Raw genomic sequence first — 20,944 nt, 5'->3', positions numbered from 1 at the left:
CGAAGAAGGGGAGTGGCATGGACCAGGCGCCAGGCAGCCCGCGGGGGCCGCGCGAGGAGAACCCGCACGGCTCCTCGGAACTGCCCGTCTGCTACCGGCATCCCGACCGCGAGACCGGAATCCGCTGCACCCGCTGCGAGCGCCCCATCTGCCCCGAGTGCATGGTGGACGCCTCCGTCGGCTTCCAGTGCCCCGAGTGCGTCCGCCAGGGTTCCGGCGCCGGGCACCCGCACGCGGTCACCCGCCCCCGCACCCTCGCGGGCGGCACGGTCACCGCCGATCCGAACCTGGTCACCAAGATCCTGATCGGGCTCAACCTCGCCCTCTTCCTGGTCCAGCAGAGCGTCGGCGACGACTTCACCAACCGCTTCGAACTGCTCGGCCAGGCCTCCTACACCGGTTACAGCCCGATCGAGGGCGTCGCGGAGGGCCAGTACTACCGGCTGCTGACCGCGATGTTCCTGCACGGCGGTTACCCGCACATCATCTTCAACATGCTGTCCCTGTGGTGGCTCGGCGCCCCGTTGGAGAAGGCCCTCGGCCGCGCCCGCTTCCTCGCGCTCTACCTGGTCTCGGGGCTGGCCGGCAGTGCGCTCAGTTATCTGGTCGCCGCGCCCAACCAGCCCTCGCTCGGGGCCTCCGGCGCGATCTTCGGGCTGTTCGGCGCCACCGCGGTGCTCGTCCGCCGGCTCAACTACGACATGCGTCCGGTGATCGCCCTGCTGGTGATCAACCTGATCCTCACGTTCGGCTGGAGCGGCATCGCCTGGCAGGCGCACATCGGCGGACTGGTCGCCGGTGTCGTGATCGGTTACGCCATGGTGCACGCACCGCGTGAACGCCGGGCGCTGATCCAGTACGGCACGTGCGCGCTGGTGCTGGCCGCCGTGATCGTCATGACGGTGGTCAGAACCGCGCAGCTCACCTGAGCCGCGGGCCCCCGGCGCTCGAACACGGAGGGGGCGCGTACGGGGTGCCGTGCGCCGGGTTGTACCCAGCCTTGTCCACAGCGAGTGGCGAATCCTGTGCGGTCCGTGGAGAACAACCGCGCCCCCTGTTACCGAACGGAGTTTCCGCAGGTGAGCCAGGGGGCGAACAGGTTTCCGGCTTCCGGTGTGTCTGTCACACCGGCGTCAACGGCCGATGAGTTATCCACAGATCGTCGTTCTTTTTCCACTGGTCGCCGGGGCTGTGGAAAACTCTGTGGACAACCTCATTTCCACTGCGTGGAGACGCCGAACCCGGCGGCGATGAACCCGAAGCCGACCACGATGTTCCAGTTGTCGAGCGCGTCGATCGGGAGTGAACCGTCGGTGACGTAGAAGACGACGATCCAGGCCAGGCCGATGACGAACATCGCCAGCATGACGGGCGCGACCCAACCGCGGTTGGTCAGCTTGATGCTGGCCGCCTGCCTCGACGACGGGGGCGGCGTGTAGTCGGCCTTCTTGCGGATACGTGACTTCGGCACGAGGGTCTCTCCTGTCGATGCGCTGCGTGGCCGCGCAGGGAAACGGGGGCAGGTCCGGAGCAGCGTACAAGGGGTCGGACTAGGGCACCTCAACACTCCCCCGGGCGTCCGTTAGCGTAGTGCTTCCATGGCGTCCAAGGAGATAAGGGTACGTTGAGCAATTCGGCCGACTCCCCCGAATCCGGTTCCGACTCCCCCGAATCCGGTCCCGGCACGCCCGCGACGGGCTCCGCCGCACCCGCGGACGGCTCCGGCGACTCCTCCTCCGCCCGCCGGACGCGCCGGTTCCCCCCGGCCCGCGTGCTCACGGTGGGTGTCTTCGCGCTCGCCGGGCTCCTCTTCTTCACCAGCTTCAACACGGCCAAGGGCACCAACCTCCGCACCGACGCCTCGCTGCTGAAGCTCTCCGACCTCATCCAGGAGCGCAGCCAGAAGAACGGACGGCTCGACGAGTCCAACGGCAGTCTGCGCGACGACGTCGAGTCCCTCGCCAAGCGCACCGCCGGCGGCGACTCCAAGGCGGACTCCGCCCGGCTCTCCGCGCTGGAGAGGAACGCCGGCACTCGCCCGCTCAAGGGCGGCGCCGTCACCGTCACGCTCGACGACGCCCCGCCCAACGCCACGGCCAAGCTGCCCGGTTACCCCGAGCCGCAGCCCGACTACCTCGTCATCCACCAGCAGGACCTCCAGGCCGTCGTCAACGCGCTGTGGAAGGGCGGGGCCAAGGGGATCAAGGTCATGGACCAGCGGCTGATCGGCACCAGCGCGGTGCGCTGCGTGGGCAACACGCTGATCCTCCAGGGCCGCGTCTACTCGCCCCCCTACAAGATCACCGCGGTCGGCGACCCCGAGAAGCTCCAGGACGCCCTCGCCGCCTCCCCCGCCATCCAGAACTACATGGTCTACGTCAACGTCTACGGACTCGGCTGGAAGGTCACCGAGGACGGAACGGTCACCCTGCCCGGCTACTCGGGCACGGTGGACCTGCACTACGCCCAGCCCGTGGAGTGACGCCGGCCCCGTAAAACCGCACCCGGCGGCGGTGAAGTGGTCCCGAGGCCCGGAAACCCGGGGCCCCGCGCCGTTAGTCTGGTGCCGTGCGGCGTGAGTCAGGTGCCGTGGTACGAGGGAAGGGACGGCATGTACGGCTGGATCTGGCGGCATCTGCCGGGAAACGCGTGGGTACGGGCGTTCCTCTCGCTCGTACTGATTCTGGCCGTGGTCTACGTCCTGTTCCAGTACGTCTTCCCCTGGGCGGAGCCGCTGCTGCCCTTCAACGATGTGACGGTGGACAACCAGTGAGCGCGCGCATTCTCGTCGTCGACAACTACGACAGCTTCGTCTTCAACCTCGTGCAGTACCTGTACCAGCTGGGCGCGGAGTGCGAGGTGCTGCGCAACGACGAGGTGTCGACGGCGCACGCCCAGGACGGTTTTGACGGCGTGCTCCTCTCGCCGGGACCCGGCAAGCCCGAGGAGGCCGGCGTCTGCGTCGACATGGTCAGGCACTGTGCCGCGACCGGCGTGCCGGTCTTCGGGGTGTGCCTCGGCATGCAGTCGATGCAGGTCGCGTACGGCGGGGTGGTCGACCGGGCGCCCGAGCTGCTGCACGGCAAGACCTCGCCGGTCGTGCACGGCGGCACGGGCGTCTTCGCGGGGCTGCCGTCGCCGTTCACCGCGACGCGCTACCACTCGCTGGCCGCCGAGCCGACGACGGTCCCGGCCGCGCTGGAGGTCACCGCGCGCACGGAGGACGGCATCGTGATGGGGCTGCGGCACCGGGAACTCCCGGTCGAGGGCGTGCAGTTCCATCCCGAGTCGGTGCTCACCGAGCACGGCCACCGGATGCTCGCCAACTGGCTGGCCGAGTGCGGTGACGAGGAGGCCGTGGCGAGGTCGGCGGGGCTCGCCCCGGTGGTGGGCAGGGCCACGGCGTGACCGCGCTGCGCCCCGAGCGGGACACCGGCACCGCGAGCGGCGCCGGCCCGCAGGGTTCCCCTTACGGGGCGGGGCAGCAGCGGTGGTACGGGGACGGCTCCCCGGCCACGTACGACGAGACGGCGGTCCTCCCGCCGTACGCCGACGACGGTACGACGATGCGGCCGTCGTACGCCGAGGACGGTACGGCCGTGTTCCCGCCGTACGGCGCCGACGAAACGGCGCTCCTGCCGCCGTACGGTGCCGATACGCCCCCGTACGGCGCCGATACGCCCCCGCATGGCACGCCCCCGTACGGCACGCCGCCGGGCCCCGGGGCGGCGCCGTACGGGGGGCCGCTGCCCCCGGTCTCGGGACCGCCCGCGCCGGCCGGCCCGTCGCCGTACGGCCGCCCGGCCGGACCCACGGCGAACGGCCGCCCCGCCCCGCCCACGGCGCCTGCGGCGGCCGTGCACGGTCACGCGGCCGGCCCCGGCGGAGCCGCCGCCCGGGGCGGTGTGTCTGCCGCGTACGGCGGGCCCATGCCCGCCCCCCAGGAAGCCTCCGGAGCGGTTCCGCGCGGTGCCGTCCGGCCCGGCGTCCCGGCGGCCGGGAGCGCCCCCCGGGCCCGGCACGGGCGGCCGGTGGACGGTGGGCCCGAGTCGCCCGTGGGCGAGCGGGCGCCGGTCGAGACCCCGGAGGCCGCGAACGGCCCCCGCGCCGCTGCCGCCGGGGACGACGAGACCATGGCGCTCGGACCCTCCGCCGTCGCCGAGGCGCAGCGGCGGGCCGCCGCGGCCGGGGGCGCGGCCGTCGGCGGGAGGGCCGAGCGGCGCAGGGCCGCCAAGCGGCACGGCCGCCGCCCCGCGGAACAACCGGCCGCTGGACGCGACGGCGCCGCACCCCCGCTCTCCCGCGTCGAGGCACGGCGGGCCGCGCGGTCCCGGCGGCCGGGGGCCGGCGTGATCGTGAGCCGGGCCGTCGGGGAACTGTTCATCACCGCCGGCGTGCTGATGCTGCTGTTCGTCACCTACCAGCTCTGGTGGTCGAACGTCCGCGCGCACCAGGAGGCCGGCAGCGCCGCCAAGCACCTCCAGCAGGACTGGGCCAGCGGCAAACGCGCCCCCGGCGTGTTCGAGCCCGGCCAGGGCTTCGCCATCCTGCACATCCCCAAGCTGGACGTCGTCGCCCCCATCGCCGAGGGCGTCAGCAAGACCAAGGTGCTCGACAAGGGCATGGTCGGCCACTACGGCGAGGGCACGCTGAAGACCGCGATGCCCGACGCCAGGACGGGCAACTTCGGGCTCGCCGCCCACCGCAACACCCACGGCGAGCCGTTCCGCTACATCAACCGCCTCAAGGCGGGCGACTCGATCGTGGTGGAGACGCAGGACACCTACTACGTGTACAAGATGGCCTCGGTCCTTCCGGTGACCTCCCCCTCGAACACGGCGGTCCTCGACCCCGTCCCGGCGGGTTCCGGCTTCACCAAGGCGGGCCGCTACATCACCCTGACCACCTGCACACCGGAGTTCACCAGCAAGTACCGCCTGGTGGTCTGGGGGAAGATGGTCGAGGAGCGGCCGCGCAGCAAGGGCAAGCCGGACGCGCTCGTCCAGTAGCGGCAGCCCGTCCAGTAGCGTGGCGCGCCAGCAGGACGTACGGACAACGGAACAGACGGAACAGACGGGGCGGATGCAGTGGGAGCGACGACCGGCCGCGACGAGGGGACCGACGTGCCGTCAACCGGACCGGACCCGGCCCCGGACGCGAACGCCGGTACGGGGAACGCCGCTACGGGGAACGCCGCTACGGGGAACGCCGGTACGGGCCGCGGCGGCCGCACCGACCGGCGCCGGCGCGGCGGACCGGTCGCCACGGCGGTCGGCGTCTTCGGCGAGCTCCTCATCACCGGCGGCCTGGTACTGGGCCTGTTCGTCGTCTACTCGCTGTGGTGGACCAACGTCATAGCGGACCGTCAGGCCGACAAGCGTGCCGACAAGGTCCGCCACAACTGGGCCGCCTCGGAGAACGGCAAGGGCCCCGGCGCCCTGGACACCGGGGACGGCATCGGTTTCCTGCACGTGCCGGCGATGAAGAACGGCGAGGTGCTGGTCCGCAGGGGCACGTCCACGAAGATCCTCAACGGCGGTGTGGCCGGCTACTACACGGACCCCGTCAAGGCGACCCTGCCGACCACCGACAAGACCGGCAACTTCGCGCTCGCCGCGCACCGGGACGGCCACGGGGCGAAGTTCCACAACATAGACAAGGTGGAGAAGGGCGACCCGGTCGTCTTCGAGACGAAGGACGACTGGTACGTCTACAAGGTCTTCGCGATCCTCCCCGAGACCTCGAAGTACAACGTCAAGGTCCTGGGGGCGGTGCCGGAGCAGGCGGGCGTGAAGAAGCCCGGCCACTACATCACGCTCACCACCTGCACCCCGGTCTACACCTCCACGTACCGCTACGTGGTCTGGGGCAAGCTGGTCCGCGTCGACAAGGTCGACGCCGACCGCACCCCGCCGAAGGAACTCGGCTGAGTCCGGGCACCGCTCCGGTCCCGCGCTGACGGCGAAGGCCCTGGCCACTCGCTCCCGCACTGACGGCAAAGGCCCTGGCCACCCGTTCCCGGGTGCCAGGGCCTTCGCCGTGCCCCGTGGGGCTCAGTCCTCCGTGCGGAACGCCGTGCCGGTGACCCCGCCGAAGAAGTTGGCGCCACCGTTGCCGTTGCCGCCGTTGTTGTTGCCGTTGTTCCCGCCGAGGGTGGTCAGGTTGACCGCGGTGCCCTTGGCGACCGTGTTGCCCTGACCGGGGTCGGAGCCGGTCACGAACGCGTTGTCGTCCTGGGAGCCGTTGATCGTCCCGACGTTCAGCCCGGCGTTCTGGAGGGCCGCCTTCACGTCCTTCAGGCGCTGCCCCATGACGTTGGGCACCTGGACCTGCTCCTGATCCTTCGCCTTGCCGATCTGGAGGGTGACCTGCGAGCCCTTGTCCACCTGGGCGCCCTGCTGCGGCGAGGTCTGGATGACCTTGCCGACCTTCGAGGCGTCGTCGGTCTCGACCTCGGTGCAGTTGCCGGTGAGGTCGTTCTGCTCCATCTGCGCCTTGGCCGTGTCGCAGTCCTGGCCCGTGACGTCCGGCACCGTGGACTTCGACTCCGCCTTGGCGATGGTCAGGGTGATCGTGGAGCCCTTCTCGACCTCGCTGCCGAGGGCCGGGTCCTGGTCGAGGACGGTGTTCGGCTCCTCCGAGGACTCCTTGGTCTTCGTCTTCACGTTGAACTGGTACTTGTCGTCCTCGAGCTTCGAGGTGGCGTCGTCGAGGCTGTCGCCGACCACGCTCGGCACCGCCACCTTGGGCGCGCCCGTGGAGACGACCACGTCGATGGTGTCGCCCTTCTCGGCCTCCCCCTTGGCGTCCGGGGTCTGCGAGCAGATGTTGCCCTTGGGCTGGTCGTCGCAGGGCTTCTTGGTGGCGGACAGCTTCAGGTCGACGTTGTCGGCCTGTTGTCGCGCGTCGTCGAGGCTCTGTCCGACGAAGTTCGGGACGGTCACCTTGCCGTCGTTCGCGCCGTCACCGGTGAACAGGTACTTGCCGATGAGGATCGCGCCGATCAGCACCAGCACACCGGCCACGACCAGGAGGATCGTCGAGGTGTTCGACTTCTTCTGGCGGCGCCGGTCGGGGCGGTCGTCGTAGCCGAAGCCGCCGTCGTCCGGGTTGACCGGCGGCAGCATCGTGGTCGGCGGGGCCTGGTCCGTGCGCAGGGCGGTGGTGGCCTGGTCGTCGCCGTAGCCGGCGTAGCCGACCGCGCCCATGGCGGCGGTGGCGGCGACGGGCTGGCCGTCGAGGCAGGCCTCGATGTCGGCGCGCATCTCGTCGGCCGACTGGTAGCGGTAGTCGGGGTCCTTGACCAGCGCCCGCAGCACGATCGCGTCCATCTCGGGCGTGATCTCGGGGTCGAAGACGCTCGGCGGCTGCGGCTCCTCGCGCACGTGCTGGTAGGCGACGGCGACCGGGGAGTCGCCGACGAACGGCGGCCGGACCGTCAGCAGCTCGTAGAGCAGGCAGCCGGTGGAGTACAGGTCCGAGCGCGCGTCGACCTGCTCGCCCTTGGCCTGCTCCGGGGAGAGGTACTGGGCGGTGCCGATGACGGCCGCGGTCTGCGTCATCGTCATGCCGGAATCACCCATCGCACGGGCGATGCCGAAGTCCATCACCTTGACCTGGCCGGTCCGGGTGAGCATGACGTTGGCGGGCTTGATGTCGCGGTGCACGATGCCGTTGCGGTGGGCGTACTCCAGGCCCTGGAGGATGCCGATGGTCATCTCCATGGACCGCTCCGGCAGCAGCTTGCGCCCGCTGTGCAGCAGTTCACGCAGGGTGGAGCCGTCGACGTACTCCATGACGATGTACGGGATCGAGACCTGGTCGACGTAGTCCTCGCCCGTGTCGTAGACCGCGACGATCGCGGGATGGTTGAGCGAGGCGGCCGACTGGGCCTCCCGGCGGAACCGGGCCTGGAACGACGGATCACGCGCGAGGTCCGCCCGCAGCGTCTTCACCGCCACGGTGCGGCCGAGCCGGGTGTCGTGCGCGAGGTAGACCTCGGCCATGCCACCACGGCCGAGCACCTGGCCCAGCTCGTACCGGCCGCCGAGGCGACGCGGCTCTTCCATGGTTACCTACCAGCCCTCTCCGTCGGTCCCGACCACACCCGCGTGCGGTGAGGCGGTGTGCTGCCGGGCCTACGGTACCCGGCTCGCTCTGCGTGACCTGGCCACTCCCGGCACCCGATACAGGACCGGTATCGCAACGTGCACCGATGTGAAGGGGACGTGACGGGGGTCACTTCTTGCTGTTGATGACCGCCTGCATGACGTTCTTCGCGATCGGCGCGGCCAGACCGCCACCGGAGATGTCGTCACGGTTGGCGTTCTCGTCCTCGACCACCACGGCCACGGCGACCGGCTTGCTGCCGTCGGGCATCTTGGCGTACGAGATGAACCAGGCGTACGGCTTCTCGCTGTTGTCGACGCCGTGCTGGGCGGTACCGGTCTTGCCGCCGACGGTGGCGCCGTCGATCTTGGCGTTGGTGCCGGTGCCCTTCTCGACGACGGTCTCCATCATCGATTGCAGGACCTGGGCGTTCTTCTCGCTGAGCGGCCGGCTCAGCTCCTCCGGGTCGGTCTGCGACATCACGTCCAGGTTGGGCGCCTGGAGCTTGTCGACCATGTACGGCTTCATCAGCTTGCCGTCGTTGGCGACCGCCGAGGCGACCATGGCCATCTGGAGCGGGGTCGCGGCCGTCTCGAACTGGCCGATCGAGCTGAGCGCGGTCTGCGGCCGGTCCATCTTGGTGGGGAAGACGGAGGCGTTGGAGCGGGTCGGCGTGAACTGCTCCTCGTTGAAGCCGAACTTCTCGGCCTCGTCGGCCATCTTGTCCTTGCCGAGGTCGACGCCGATCTTGCCGAAGACGGTGTTGCAGGAGTACTGGAGCGCGACGCGCATGGTCGCGTCCTTGCAGGGGATGCTGCCCTCGTTCTTCAGCTCGGTCGTGGTGTCCGGCAGGGTGTAGGGCAGCGGGGAGTCGGTCTTCTGGTCCGCGGAGTCGTACAGCCCGTTCTCCAGCGCGGCGGCGGCGGTGACCACCTTGAACGTCGAGCCCGGCGGGTAGGTCTCGCGCAGCGCCCGGTTGAGCATCGGCTCGGCCGGGTCGTTCTTTTTCAGCAGCTTGCTCCACGCCTTGGTGTCGGAGTCGCGGTTGCCGGCGAAGGACGAGGGGTCGTACGACGGGTAGGAGGCCAGGGCGAGGATCGCGCCGGTCTCGGGGTCGAGGGCGACGGCGGCGCCCTTGCCGCCGACCTTCGACAGGCCCTGGTAGGCGGCCTTCTGCGCGGCGGCGTTGAGCGTCGTGACGACGTTGCCGCCCTGCTTCTTCTTGCCCGTGATCATGTCGAGCGTGTTGCGGAAGAAGAGCCGGTCGTCGTCGCCGGTGAGCCAGTCGTCGTCGATGGACTCCAGCTGCGTGGCGCCGAAGGCCTGCGAGGCGAAGCCGGTGACGGGCGACCACATGGCGCCGTCCTTGTACGTGCGCTTGTACGCGAAGTCGTTGTAGTTGTCGCCGGAGGTCTTGGCGGACCCGGTGATGGGGGTGCCCCCGACGATGATGTCGCCACGGGGGGTGGCGTAGCGGGCTATGGCCACCCGGCGGTTGAGCGTGTCGTCCTTGAGGCTGTCGGCCTTGACGTACTGGAGCCAGTTGTCGCGGATGAGCAGCGTGAGGATCAGCAGCCCGCAGAAGATCGCGATGCGGCGCAGCGGCTTGTTCACGGGCGGACCACCTGGGTCATCTCGGCGTCGGGGTTGGGGGCGGGGGCCGGGGCCGGGCGGCGCGCGGTGTCGCTGATGCGCAGCAGGATGCCGATCAGTGCCCAGTTGGCGATGACGGAGGAACCTCCGTACGCCAGGAAGGGCATCGTCATACCGGTCAGCGGGATGAGGCCCATGACACCGCCGGCGACGACGAAGACCTGGAGCGCGAAGGCGCCGGACAGGCCGACGGCGAGCAGCTTGCCGAACGGGTCGCGGGCGGCCAGGGCGGTGCGCACGCCGCGCTCCACGATGAGCCCGTAGAGCAGCAGGATCGCCATGAGTCCGGCGAGCCCCAGTTCCTCGCCGAAGGTGGCGAGGATGAAGTCGGAGTTGGCGGCGAACTTGATCAGGTCCGAGTTGCCCTGGCCGAGCCCGGTGCCCAGCGTGCCGCCGGAGCCGAAGGCCCACAGGGCCTCCATGGACTGCTCGGAGTGGCCGATCACGCCCTGCTGGCTGAGCTTGTACTCGTGCAGCGGGTTGAGCCAGGCCTGGACGCGCTGCTGGACGTGCGGTTCGAAGGAGGCCACGCCGACCGCGCCGGCGGCGGACATCAGCAGACCGAAGACGATCCAGCTGGTGCGCTCGGTGGCGACGTACAGCATGACGACGAACATGCCGAAGAACAGCAGCGAGCTGCCGAGGTCGGTCTCGAAGACCAGGACCAGGATGGAGATGATCCAGACGACGACGATCGGGCCGAGGTCGCGGCCGCGGGGCAGGTACAGGCCCATGAAGCGGCGGCTGGCCAGGGCGAGCGCGTCCCGCTTCACCATCAGGTAGCCGGCGAAGAAGATCGCCAGCACGATCTTGGCGAACTCACCGGGCTGGAGGGTGCCGAGGCCGGGGATGGAGATCCAGATCTTGGCGCCGTAGACGTTGGCGCCGAGGCCCGGGACGAGCGGCAGGACGAGCAGGACCAGCGCGACGACCATGGAGATGTACGTGTAGCGCTGGAGGACGCGGTGGTCCTTGAGGAAGACGAGGACGGCCACGAACAGGGCGATGCCGAGGGCCGTGTAGAGCAGCTGTCTGGGGGCGGCCGACACGAAGGTGGGCAGTGCCTGGAGCCGCTTGGACTGGTCCAGACGCCAGATGACGACCAGGCCGAGCCCGTTGAGGAGCGTGGCCAGCGGCAGCATCAGCGGGTCCGCGTACGGGGCGAACTTGCGCACCACGAGGTGGCCGACGCCGGCCAGCAGACCGAGCCCGACACCGTAGCCGAGCAGCCCCGGCGGCACCTGGTCGTTGAGGGCGAGACCGACGTTGGCGTAGGCGAACACCGGGATGGCGACCGCGAACAGCAGCAGCGCCAGCTCGGTGTTGCGGCGGCTCGGCGTGCCGATCGAGCCGATCGTGGACGTGTGGTGCGTCGACGTGTTGGTAGTACTGCTCATCGTGTGACAGGGCCCCTCACGGCTTGCCTACTGCTGCTTACCGCACAGCGAGACGACCTTCTGCTCCTCCTCCGAGAGGCTGGGGCCGGGGTTGGGAGTGGGTGCGGTCTTGGACTTGTCCGGCGACTTGGTGTTCGACGGGTCGGGCGTCCCCTTGGACGCCGACGTGCTGGTGTCGGTTCCCTTGGTGCTGCCGGTCGTGGTCTTGTTCTGGCTCTCGGCCTTCTCCCGGGCGGCCTGCTTCTCGCACGCCGAGGCCTGCACCGCGAGTTCGTCGATCTTCGAACGGGCGTCCGGCAGGCCGCCCTCGGCGATCGTCGCCTTGACCTGCTTCTGCTGGTAGGACGGCAGGTACTTGAGTTCGATCTCGGGGTGGTCCTTGTGCACCTTGGAGAGGTTCACCCAGGCGAGGTCCTGGCTGATGCCGCGGTAGAGCGCCACGTGGTCGCCGTTGGCGCCGACGTAGTACTGCGTCTGCGTCCAGCGGTAGCCGCCGTAGCCGCCGCCGCCGAGCACGGCGAGCACCAGCAGGGTGTAGAGGCTCCGCTTGACCCACCTGCGGCCCTTGCCGGGCTTGACGAAGTCCTCGTCGGTGTAGTCGCCGAAGCTGCCCGTGGGCACGTAGCCGGTGGTGTCGCCGCTGCCGGGCGGGCCGAACTCGCCGCCGCCCTGGCCCCTGCCCTGCCTGCCCAGGCCGGCGGCGCGGCCGGCGGGCGTCTGCATGATGCCGTTGTCGTGCGGGTGGTTCTGGTTCTCGGCGACGGCGCCGACCACGACCGGCGTGTCCGAGAGCTGCCCGGCCATGGTGTCCCCGGCGTCCAGGTCGAGGACGTCGGCGATGATCACGGTGATGTTGTCGGGGCCGCCGCCGCGCAGCGCGAGCTGGATCAGCTCCTGCACGGTCTCCTGGGGGCCCTGGTAGCTGGCGAGGGTGTCCTCCATCGTCTGGTGGGAGACGACGCCGGAGAGCCCGTCGGAGCAGATCAGATAGCGGTCGCCGGCCCGGACCTCGCGCACGGAGAGATCGGGCTCGACGTGCTCGGCGCTGCCCAGGGCACGCATCAGCAGCGACCGCTGCGGGTGCGTGGTCGCCTCCTCCTCGGTGATGCGGCCCTCGTCGACCAGGCGCTGCACCCAGGTGTGGTCCTGCGTGATCTGGGTCAGCACGCCGTCGCGCAGCAGATACGCGCGCGAGTCGCCGACGTGCACCATGCCGAGCCGCTGCCCGGTCCACAGCAGCGCGGTCAGCGTGGTGCCCATGCCCTCGAGCTGGGGGTCCTCCTCGACCATGGCGCGCAGTTGGTCGTTGGCGCGCTGCACATAGGTGCCCAGCGAGGTGAGGATGTCCGAGCCGGGGATGTCGTCGTCGAGCCCGACGATGGTGGAGATCACCTCCGAGGAGGCGACCTCACCGGCGGCCTGGCCGCCCATGCCGTCCGCGATGGCGAGCAGGCGGGGACCGGCGTATCCGGAGTCCTCGTTGCCCTCCCGGATCATGCCCTTGTGCGATCCGGCGGCGAAGCGCAGTGACAGACTCATGCGCACCTCGCCCGTCGGCTCCGGGTACATCCGCACTGTGCCCACCCTCCGGTCGGGAGCGCGCCGGGGGCCGGTTCGCGGCCCGCCGCCGCATGCTCGCTCCGCTCGCGCTCATTCATGACGTAGCACTACTTCCGCAGCTCGATGACGGTCTTGCCGATGCGGATCGGCGCGCCCAGCGGAATCGGTGTGGGGGTCGTCAGCCGGGTCCGGTCGAGATAGGTGCCGTTGGTGGAGCCCAGGTCCTCGACGATCCACTGGCCGTCCCGGTCCGGATAGATCCTCGCGTGCCGGCTGGAGGCGTAGTCGTCGTCCAGCACGATCGTGGAGTCGTGTGCCCGGCCGAGCGTGATGGTCTGCCCCTGGAGCGCGACCGTGGTGCCCGTGAGGGTGCCCTCGGAGACGACCAGCTTGGTCGGGGCGCCGCGGCGCTGCCGGCCGCCGCCGCCGGACTGCTGGCGCTGCGGCGGGGGAGCCGCCGCCTGGCGCTGGGCCTGCTGCTGCGGCTGGCGCCCGGCCTCCCGGCGCGACCCCCGCTGGGTGACGCGCGTACCGAACAGGTCGCTGCGGATGACCTGCACGGCCACGATCACGAACAGCCACAGTACGGCCAGGAAACCCAGCCGCATGACCGTGAGGGTCAGCTCTGACATTGCCCCCGCTTCACCCTTCGGCTTGCCGGTAAATGATGGTGGTGCTGCCCACGACGATCCGCGAGCCGTCGCGGAGCGTAGCGCGGGTGGTGTGCTGTCCGTCCACCACGATGCCGTTGGTGGACCCGAGATCCTGGATCGTCGAGGGCGTTCCGGTCCGGATCTCGCAGTGCCGGCGGGAGACGCCGGGGTCGTCGATCCGCACGTCGGCGTCGGTGCTGCGGCCCAGCACCAGCGTCGGGCGGGAGATCTGATGGCGGGTGCCGTTGATCTCGATCCAGTGGCGGGTGCGTCCGCCGCCCGCGGGGGCGGACGGCGGCCGGGAGCCGTAGGGCGCGGCGCCGGGACGGCCGCCGGGCGGCGGCGCGGACGGCATGGGGGGCGCTCCGGCGGGCGCGGCGGCCGGCGGGTAGCCGTAGCCGCCGGGGGCGGCGCCGGGGCGTGCGGCCGGGGCGGGCCGGCCGCCCGGGGCCTGCTGGTCGGTGGAGGAGGCGAGGGTGCGGCTGCGGACCCGGTACAGACCGGTGTCCAGGTCCTCCGCCTTCTCCAGGTGGACCTTGATCGGGCCCATGAAGGTGTAGCGCTGCTGCTTGGCGTAGTCGCGGACCATGCCGGCCAGCTCGTCGCCGAGCTGGCCCGAGTAGGGGCTGAGGCGCTCGTAGTCCGGTGCGCTCAGCTCCACGATGAAGTCGTTGGGGACGACCGTGCGGTCGCGGTTCCAGATGGTCGCGTTGTTGTCGCACTCGCGTTGCAGCGCGCCCGCGATCTCGACCGGCTGGACCTCCGACTTGAACACCTTGGCGAAGGTGCCGTTGACCAGACCTTCGAGACGCTGCTCGAACTTCTTCAGGACTCCCATGGGGCACCTCCTCCGTCGTTGCCGCTCTGCCCTGTCTCGTACCGCCCGAGCGGTTCGCGCCGCCCGTGTTGCTCGTACTGCTTACTGATCGTATCCACGCGCCGGGAAATCGGCTGGTTCCCCCTGTCGGCCCGGTCGAAGGGTGTCGGAACGTCCCGGCTCCCGGTGGTCCGGATTCCCGGTACGGCCCCGCTTCGAACTCCTCCCGGGACGGTGTCCCGCAGGGGGGATCGTAGAGGCGGCCGGAGACCAGTGTCCCGCACCCGGCTGTGCGTCCCGCCCGGCTTCCGGGGAGACGGGCGGGACCGGTACGAGGTTGATACGTGACGGGAGGCGCGTTGATACGGAAGGGGCCGGTACGGGCGCCGGCGCGGGGCGGGGCAGGGGGCGCCGGGGGTGTTGCGAGGGGCGGCGGACGTGCCGGGGAGCGGGGTCCCCGGGCCCGGGAAAGCGAGATGAACCCACCCTGTGCAGCGTGCTAATCTTCTGCATGTCGGAGGGCGACGGCGGCGAAAAAACGGCCGGAACCCGAGGACACACCCAATGCGCGGGTGGCGGAATAGGCAGACGCGCTGGATTCAGGTTCCAGTGCCCGCAAGGGCGTGGGGGTTCAACTCCCCCCTCGCGCACCACACGGAAGTCCCCCAGGTCTCGGACCTGGGGGACTTTCCGCGTTCCGGGGACCTGCGCGGGGGCGGTCGTGAGGTATCTCACGGGGCGGGCGTCGGGGGCGGTGAGCGCGGTTGTACGGTCGTGCCGCAATCGATGGGCGTCACGGGTGTGGGGGAGGCGGTCGGGGTGACTGGTACCGGAGTGGAAGCGGGCGCGGAGGCGGTGCGGATTCCGCATGTGGAGGGCTTCGCCGTGCGGGCCGCGCCGGGGTCGCCGAAGAAGGAGGGCAAGGCGCTGCGCCACCGGGTGCCCCGCGAGGCGCACGCCGCGTACACGCCCGCCCCGGAGCGGCCGGACGCGGTCAGCGCCGTGGAGGAGTCGGGGCGCGGTCGGCTGGCCGAGCTCACGCCGCTACGGGTCGGCCGGATGGCCGCGTCGCCGTTCGCCTTCCTGCGCGGTTCGGCGGGCCTGATGGCGTACGACCTCGCCCGCACCCCCGCCACCGGCATCGGCGCTCAGATCTGCGGTGACGCCCACGCGGCCAACTTCGGCCTGTACGCCGACGCGCGCGGCGGCCTCGTCATCGACCTCAACGACTTCGACGAGACCGTGTTCGGCCCCTGGGAGTGGGACCTCAAGCGGCTCGTCACCTCGCTGGTGCTGGCCGGACGCGAGGCCGGCGCCGACGAGGACGCGTGCGCCGCGGCCGCGCGGGACGCGGCGGGCGCCTACCGGCGCACCATGCGGCTGCTGGCCAAACTGCCGGTGCTGGACGCCTGGAACGCCATCGCCGACGAGGAACTCGTCTCCCACTCCGACGCGCACGACCTGCTCGGCACCCTGGAGCGGGTCTCGGCGAAGGCCCGCGCCAACACCAGCGGACGGTTCGCCGCGAAGTCCACGGAGGACGACGGGGCGGGCGGCCGGCGCTTCACCGAGGCGCCGCCCGTACTGCGCCGGGTGCCGGACGCGGAGGCGGCGGCCGTGGCGGCGTCCCTGGCGGAGTACCTGACGACGCTGCCGGAGGACCGGCTGCCGCTGCTCGCCCGGTACGCGGTGCACGACGTGGCGTTCCGGGTCGTCGGCACGGGCAGTGTGGGCACGCGGTCGTACGTCGTGCTGCTCCTCGACCACCGGGGCGAGCCGCTGGTGCTCCAGGTGAAGGAGGCGCGCCCCTCGGCGCTCCTGCCGCACCTCGCGACGGCGGGGCACGCCGTGCCGGAGGTGCCGCACGAGGGGCGGCGGGTGGTGCTCGGGCAGAAGCGGATGCAGGTCGTCAGCGACATCCTGCTGGGCTGGACGACGGTGGCCGGGCGGCCGTTCCAGGTGCGGCAGTTCCGCAATCGCAAGGGCAGCGTGGATCCCGCGGCGCTCGCCGCGGACCAGATCGACGACTACGGGCGGATGACCGGCGCGCTCCTCGCCCGCGCCCACGCCCACAGCGCGGACCCGCGGCTGATCGCCGGCTACTGCGGCAAGAACGCGGAACTGGACGAGGCGCTGTCCGCGTTCGCCGTGGCGTACGCGGAGGGTGTCGAGCGGGACCATGCGGCGCTGGTGGCGGCGGTGGCCGCCGGCAGGGTGCCGGCGGAGACGGGCGTCTGAGGGGGCTGCGCCCCTCGCCGCCGGTTCGGGGCTGCGCCCCGGAACGCGTCATGGGGCGGGGGATCGGGTCCGTTGGCGAGTGCGGGCGCGTCGTGGCTTGTCGCGCAGTTCCCCGCGCCCCTGAAAGATTGGGGGCGCCCCCTGTTGGGGAAGGGGCGCGCATCTTTTGGTGGGCCGGGGACGGGCGTGTCTTACGCTGGGTGGGTGACGACGCCCGAAGCCGAGCCCACCGCACCCGAACCGTCGGCGGACGGTTCGTCCGAACCGCGCCCGGAGGACCGGCTCGAGCAGGCCGTCAGGGCCGCCGAAGACGCCCTGATCGAGTTCGAGATCGCCGTCGACACCTTCCGTATCGAGGTCGAGAACTTCTCCCGCCTGCACCACCAGAAGCTCGGCCCGATGTACACCCGCCTCGACGAACTCGACGCCGAGATCGCCGAGGCCAAGGCGGCCCGCACCGGCGACCCCGAGGACCGCCGCGCCGCCGACGAGGCCCGCGCCCGCGTCATGCCCATGCCCGGCGTCGAGGAGCTCTTCCACGGCTGGATGGACGAGAACGGCCTCTTCCCCGAGGCCGCCGCGATGCTCACCGACCAGCCCGTACGCCCGCCCGAGCGGGTCCGCCCCAGCGACGAGGCCCGCAAGCGGTACCGCGAACTCGCCCGCCGGGCCCACCCCGACCTCGCCCAGGACGAGGACGAGCGCAAGCGCCGCGAGGAGTTCCTCACCCGGGTCAACGCCGCGTACGCCCGCGGCGACGAGGCACAGCTGCGCGAACTCGCCGAGGAGTGGGCCGCGGGCCCGGCCCCCGAGGAGCGCGGACCGAGCCGCAGCGAGGAGCTGTACGCCCGCCTCGAATGGCTCGCCCGGCGCAAGGAACTGCTCACGGTGGTCGCCCGTGAGCTGGAGGAGAGCGCGATCGGGTCGATGCTGAAGATCGCGCCCGACGACCCCGACCGCCTCCTGGACGAGGTCGCCGAGCAGCTCCTGGCCCAGGTCGCCGAGCGCGAGGCCGAACTGGCCCGCTGGCGCGACTGAGCGCGCACGGGCCCCTTACGGGGCTCCCCCGCGGCCCCTTCGGGGACGGCGCACGCCCGGGGGCCCGGTCCGGTAGCGTCGGGGCCATGCCTTTCGGAGCTGGTGTACCCACGGTCGAGGTCGCGGACCTCAAGGACGACGACTTCCTGCTGGACGTCCGCGAGGACGACGAGTGGCAGGCGGGCCATGCCGCCGGGGCGCTGCACATCCCCCTCAGTGACTTCGTGGCCCGCTACGGCGAACTGACCGAGGCCGCCCCGCAGGACGGCCGGATCCATGTGATCTGCCGCTCGGGCGGGCGTTCGGCCCAGGTCACCATGTACCTCGCGCAGCAGGGCGTCGACGCGGTGAACGTCGACGGCGGCATGCAGGCGTGGGCGGCGGGGGGCCGCCCGGTCGTGGACGACAAGGGCGAGCCGGGGTTCGTGCTCTAGCAGGACGACGGTCACGGTCGTGCCCGGAGCTGTGCGGGACGTGTGGGGCTGAGTACCGTTCCGGTGCGCACGACCGCGCGGTGACCGGGACGACTGCTGGGGAGACGGGGCGGAATGGACAGGTACGACGAGGGCGGGGCACCGACCGTGGCGGAGGACGCCCCGCCCCCCGACCGCGCCCCCGCCGGGATCACCGCGCTGTCGCCGCGCTACCAGATAGCCGCCGCGCTCGCGCTCGCCGTCGTCGCGGTGGGCACGCTCGTGCACCTGGGCATGGTGTTCCTGCACGTCGCGCCCGCCAACGCGCTCACCAAGCAGCATGGCCAGGCCGTCGACGACTGGATCTACCCCGAGTTCGAGCAGAACTGGAAGCTGTTCGCGCCCAACCCGTTGCAGCAGAACATCGACGTCCAGGTCCGCGCCGACCTCCGCACCGACGGCGGTGCCGTGCGCACCACCGGCTGGTACGACCTGTCCGCGCTCGACGGGGCGGACATCCTGCACAATCCGCTGCCGAGCCACACCCAGCAGAACGAGCTGCGCCGGGCCTGGGACTTCTACGTCTCCTCGCACGACAACGCGGGCCGCCCGTCCGGCACGCGCGGTGACCTCTCCGAGAGCTATCTGCGCCGTATCGTCGCGCGCCGCCTGGACCGGCTGTCGGCGGACGTCCGCGAGAACACCGTGACCCGGGTCCAGCTGCGGTCCAGCACGACCAACGTCCAGCCGCCCGACTGGAGCGGGGAGAAGGTCTCCGACAAGCCGGTCTACCGGGTGCTCCCGTGGTGGACGCTGTCGAAGAACGACGACGGGACGGGGACGGACGCGTGAGGGACCACGACGACATGCACCGCGAGGACGGGGCCGACAGGAGCGCGAACGACGCTCCCGCCCCCGCCCCTGCCGCTCCCGCTCCCGCCGCTCCCGACCTCACCCCTCCGCGCCGCCTCTCCGCCTCCCTCGCGCGCGGGATCACCCGGGCCACCGCGGTCGCGCTCGGCCCGTACCAGAGCGCGGTCGTCCGGATCGGGTTCTCCCTGACCTGGCTGATGTTCCTGGTGCGCGAGTTCCCGCACCGCGCGGAGCTGTACGGGCCCGACGGGCCGTGGAGCTGGCACCTGGCCGAGCGGCTGATCGCGGAGAACCACGCCTTCACCGTGCTGATGTGGTCCGACAGTCGGGTCTGGTTCGAACTCGTCTACGCGCTGGCCGTGCTCTCCAGCGTCGCGCTGCTGCTGGGCTGGCGCACCCGTGCCGCGTCCGTGCTGTTCATGGTGGGTGTGCTGTCGCTCCAGAACCGCAGCGTCTTCATGGGCGACGGCGGCGACAACGTCATCCATCTGATGTCGATCTACCTGGTGTTCACGCGGTGCGCCCAGGTGTGGTCCCTGGACGAGCGCCGGGAGCGGCGGGCCCGCGCCGCACGCGCGTGGGGCTCCGCTCCCGCGCCGGACCGCGCCGGCCCCGCCCTGTGGGCCGTGCTGGGCGCCGCGCTGGCCGTGGCGAGCGGTGCGGGGGAGCTCACCGCGGGCTGGGCGGTCGTGTTCTGGGGGCTGTGGGCGGTGCAGGGCCTGTGGTGGTACGCCGGGCGCCGGGCGCCGGGCGGCGAGCCGCGCCTCCTGCTGGACGTCGTCGCCAACCTCGCGCACAACGCCGCGCTGCTCGTCGTCATGGCGGAGGCGTGCCTGATCTACTCGACGGCCGGCTGGTACAAGATCCAGGGCTCGCGCTGGCAGGACGGCACCGCCGTCTACTACCCGCTCCACCTGGACTACTTCTCCCCCTGGCCCGCGCTCTCCCAACTGCTGGGCGCCGGCGGGGTGATGGTCCTGCTGGTGACCTACGGCACGGTGATCGTCCAGGTGGCGTTCCCGTTCACGCTGCTCAACCGGCGGGTCAAGAACGCGCTGCTCGTGGTCATGATGACCGAGCACGCGGCGATTGCCCTGCTGCTCGGACTGCCGTTCTTCTCGCTGGCGATGATCGCCGCGGACGCGGTGTTCCTGCCGACGTCCTTCCTGCGGCGCGTCGGCGGGTGGGCGCTGCGGGGGCGGCGGGCGGTGTCCGCCCGCCTCGGCCGTACCGCCCGGGACGGAGCGGTCGTGCCGGGGCCGCGGACGGAGGAGCCGGCCGCGGAGTCGCACGTAGGCTTCACGGCATGAACGATCCCGAGGCGGCGGCCTCGTTGTCCGGTTCCGGGGCGGCTGCCTCGTCCTCCGGCTCCGGGGCGGCGGGTCCGTCGTCCGGGGCTGAGGCCGCTGTGCGGCTGTGGCGCCGTCGTGCCGACGGGGCCGTGCTGCTCGACGGCTTCCACGCGCTCAAGCACGCGCTGCGCTTCGGCGCCCGCGTGCCCGTCGCGGTCGCCGCCGACCGGACGGCGGCCCTCGCGCTCGCCGACGAGCTGGCGCCGGACGTGCGGGAAGGGCTGGCGGCGCTGCTGACCGAGGTCCCGGAGCCCGCCTACCGGGCGCTCGTCGCCCGGCCGCATCCCACGGGGGTGGCCGCCCTCGCGGAGCGGCCGGCGCGGGAGGCGAACCTGCGGGCGCTGGCGCACGCGCCGCGGCGTGCGCCGGTCGTCGTGCTCGACAATCCGCGCAACCTGGGGAACGCCGGTGCCGTCATCCGGCTCGCGGCGGGGTTCGGGGCGACGGGTGTCGTCACGACCGGCACGCTCGATCCCTGGCATCCGGCGGTGGTGCGGGGCGGGGCGGGGCTGCACTTCGCGACGGCGGTGGAGCGGGTGGACGTCGAGGAGTTGCCCGAGGGGCCGGTGTGGGCGCTGGACCCGGAGGGGGAGGACATTCGGAGGCTGCGGGTTCCGGACGACGCGTTGCTGGTGTTCGGGTCGGAGCGGAGCGGGCTCTCGGAGGAGGTGCGGGGGCGGGCGGACCGGTTGGTGGCGTTGCCGATGCGGGCGCAGGTGTCGAGCTACAACCTCGCCACCAGTGTGGGGATGGCGTTGTTCCACTGGAGTGCGGGGGGTGGGGGCGGGGCGGGTTGATCGCCCCCGCCGCCCCTACCCTTCCCGTCCCTTCAAGGGGCTCC

General features: G+C 71.5%; 19 protein-coding genes and 1 tRNA gene. 13 read left to right on the top strand and 7 right to left on the bottom strand.

Translation table 11 applies throughout. From position 1 onward, the window contains the following. The first annotated feature begins 17 nt into the window (after positions 1-17). The gene (locus tag IO29_RS04245) at positions 18-929 is read left to right on the top strand and encodes a rhomboid family intramembrane serine protease (protein ID WP_030376915.1); all 912 of its coding nucleotides are present in this window, start codon (positions 18-20) and stop codon (positions 927-929) included. A 284-nt stretch (positions 930-1,213) separates the two neighbouring features. On the opposite strand, the gene crgA is transcribed toward IO29_RS04245, so the two are convergent. Continuing rightward, positions 1,214-1,471 carry a cell division protein CrgA gene (gene crgA / locus IO29_RS04240; protein ID WP_030376914.1) on the bottom strand — a complete coding sequence of 86 codons (258 nt, stop codon included), beginning with the start codon at positions 1,469-1,471 and terminating at the stop codon, positions 1,214-1,216. A gap of 153 nt (positions 1,472-1,624) precedes the next feature. Here crgA and IO29_RS04235 point away from each other — a divergent pair, with 153 nt between their 5' ends. From IO29_RS04235 to IO29_RS04215, 5 genes are all read left to right on the top strand, one after another. Beyond that, positions 1,625-2,482, top strand: coding sequence for a DUF881 domain-containing protein (locus tag IO29_RS04235; RefSeq protein WP_030376913.1), 858 nt, complete (start codon positions 1,625-1,627; stop codon positions 2,480-2,482). A gap of 93 nt (positions 2,483-2,575) precedes the next feature. Then, entirely contained in the window at positions 2,576-2,773 is a 198-nt protein-coding gene (locus IO29_RS37555; protein WP_199806829.1) for a hypothetical protein, read from the top strand. Next, complete coding sequence (locus IO29_RS04225; RefSeq protein ID WP_030376912.1) at positions 2,770-3,408, top strand: aminodeoxychorismate/anthranilate synthase component II; 639 nt, start codon at positions 2,770-2,772, stop codon at positions 3,406-3,408. The genes IO29_RS37555 and IO29_RS04225 overlap by 4 nt, the downstream gene beginning before the upstream one ends. Before the next feature lie 521 nt (positions 3,409-3,929). Next, positions 3,930-5,009, top strand: a complete 1,080-nt coding sequence (locus IO29_RS04220; RefSeq protein WP_078618027.1) for a class E sortase — start codon at positions 3,930-3,932, stop codon at positions 5,007-5,009. A gap of 78 nt (positions 5,010-5,087) precedes the next feature. Next, on the top strand, positions 5,088-5,930 hold the full coding sequence (locus tag IO29_RS04215) for a class E sortase (RefSeq protein ID WP_030376910.1): 843 nt from the start codon (positions 5,088-5,090) through the stop codon (positions 5,928-5,930). Positions 5,931-6,053: 123 nt separating this feature from the next. Here the strand turns inward: IO29_RS04215 and pknB are convergent, their stop codons facing one another. The 6 genes from pknB to IO29_RS04185 all read right to left on the bottom strand — a co-directional run bounded on the left by pknB (position 6,054) and on the right by IO29_RS04185 (position 14,210). Continuing rightward, positions 6,054-8,069, bottom strand: coding sequence for a Stk1 family PASTA domain-containing Ser/Thr kinase (gene pknB / locus IO29_RS04210; RefSeq protein ID WP_030376909.1), 2,016 nt, complete (start codon positions 8,067-8,069; stop codon positions 6,054-6,056). 169 nt (positions 8,070-8,238) lie between these two features. After that, the gene (locus tag IO29_RS04205; RefSeq protein WP_030376908.1) at positions 8,239-9,723 is read right to left on the bottom strand and encodes a peptidoglycan D,D-transpeptidase FtsI family protein; all 1,485 of its coding nucleotides are present in this window, start codon (positions 9,721-9,723) and stop codon (positions 8,239-8,241) included. Continuing rightward, entirely contained in the window at positions 9,720-11,159 is a 1,440-nt protein-coding gene (locus IO29_RS04200) for an FtsW/RodA/SpoVE family cell cycle protein (RefSeq protein WP_030376907.1), read from the bottom strand. The genes IO29_RS04205 and IO29_RS04200 overlap by 4 nt, the downstream gene beginning before the upstream one ends. A gap of 27 nt (positions 11,160-11,186) precedes the next feature. After that, a complete protein-coding gene (locus IO29_RS04195) occupies positions 11,187-12,698 on the bottom strand; it encodes a Stp1/IreP family PP2C-type Ser/Thr phosphatase (RefSeq protein ID WP_234307333.1) in 1,512 nt (503 codons plus the stop codon). A 128-nt stretch (positions 12,699-12,826) separates the two neighbouring features. Continuing rightward, on the bottom strand, positions 12,827-13,351 hold the full coding sequence (locus IO29_RS04190) for an FHA domain-containing protein FhaB/FipA (RefSeq protein WP_030376905.1): 525 nt from the start codon (positions 13,349-13,351) through the stop codon (positions 12,827-12,829). A 10-nt stretch (positions 13,352-13,361) separates the two neighbouring features. Further along, positions 13,362-14,210: an FhaA domain-containing protein gene (locus IO29_RS04185; RefSeq protein ID WP_030376904.1), complete on the bottom strand. Its 849-nt coding sequence runs from the start codon at positions 14,208-14,210 to the stop codon at positions 13,362-13,364. Between the two features lie 545 nt (positions 14,211-14,755). Here IO29_RS04185 and IO29_RS04180 point away from each other — a divergent pair. From IO29_RS04180 to IO29_RS04150, 7 genes are all read left to right on the top strand, one after another. Further along, positions 14,756-14,842 (top strand) — tRNA-Leu (locus IO29_RS04180). A 133-nt stretch (positions 14,843-14,975) separates the two neighbouring features. After that, on the top strand, positions 14,976-16,427 hold the full coding sequence (locus IO29_RS04175; RefSeq protein ID WP_030376903.1) for a DUF2252 domain-containing protein: 1,452 nt from the start codon (positions 14,976-14,978) through the stop codon (positions 16,425-16,427). A 204-nt stretch (positions 16,428-16,631) separates the two neighbouring features. Then, the gene (locus IO29_RS04170) at positions 16,632-17,465 is read left to right on the top strand and encodes a J domain-containing protein (protein ID WP_030376902.1); all 834 of its coding nucleotides are present in this window, start codon (positions 16,632-16,634) and stop codon (positions 17,463-17,465) included. 86 nt (positions 17,466-17,551) lie between these two features. Then, positions 17,552-17,899, top strand: coding sequence for a rhodanese-like domain-containing protein (locus IO29_RS04165; RefSeq protein ID WP_030376901.1), 348 nt, complete (start codon positions 17,552-17,554; stop codon positions 17,897-17,899). Positions 17,900-17,992: 93 nt separating this feature from the next. Next, positions 17,993-18,730 carry a DUF5819 family protein gene (locus IO29_RS04160; protein ID WP_420705348.1) on the top strand — a complete coding sequence of 246 codons (738 nt, stop codon included), beginning with the start codon at positions 17,993-17,995 and terminating at the stop codon, positions 18,728-18,730. A 14-nt stretch (positions 18,731-18,744) separates the two neighbouring features. Continuing rightward, complete coding sequence (locus IO29_RS04155; protein WP_234307341.1) at positions 18,745-20,061, top strand: HTTM domain-containing protein; 1,317 nt, start codon at positions 18,745-18,747, stop codon at positions 20,059-20,061. Beyond that, the gene (locus tag IO29_RS04150) at positions 20,058-20,900 is read left to right on the top strand and encodes a TrmH family RNA methyltransferase (protein ID WP_078618001.1); all 843 of its coding nucleotides are present in this window, start codon (positions 20,058-20,060) and stop codon (positions 20,898-20,900) included. Before IO29_RS04155 ends, IO29_RS04150 begins: the two co-directional genes overlap by 4 nt. The last annotated feature ends 44 nt before the right edge of the window (positions 20,901-20,944 follow it).

It is taken from the genome of Streptomyces sp. NRRL F-6676 (assembly GCF_000725625.1).
In the GTDB taxonomy this organism is placed as follows: domain Bacteria; phylum Actinomycetota; class Actinomycetes; order Streptomycetales; family Streptomycetaceae; genus Streptomyces.
Note: the sequence above shows the minus strand (reverse complement) of the source record. Positions and strands in the feature narration are given on the sequence as shown.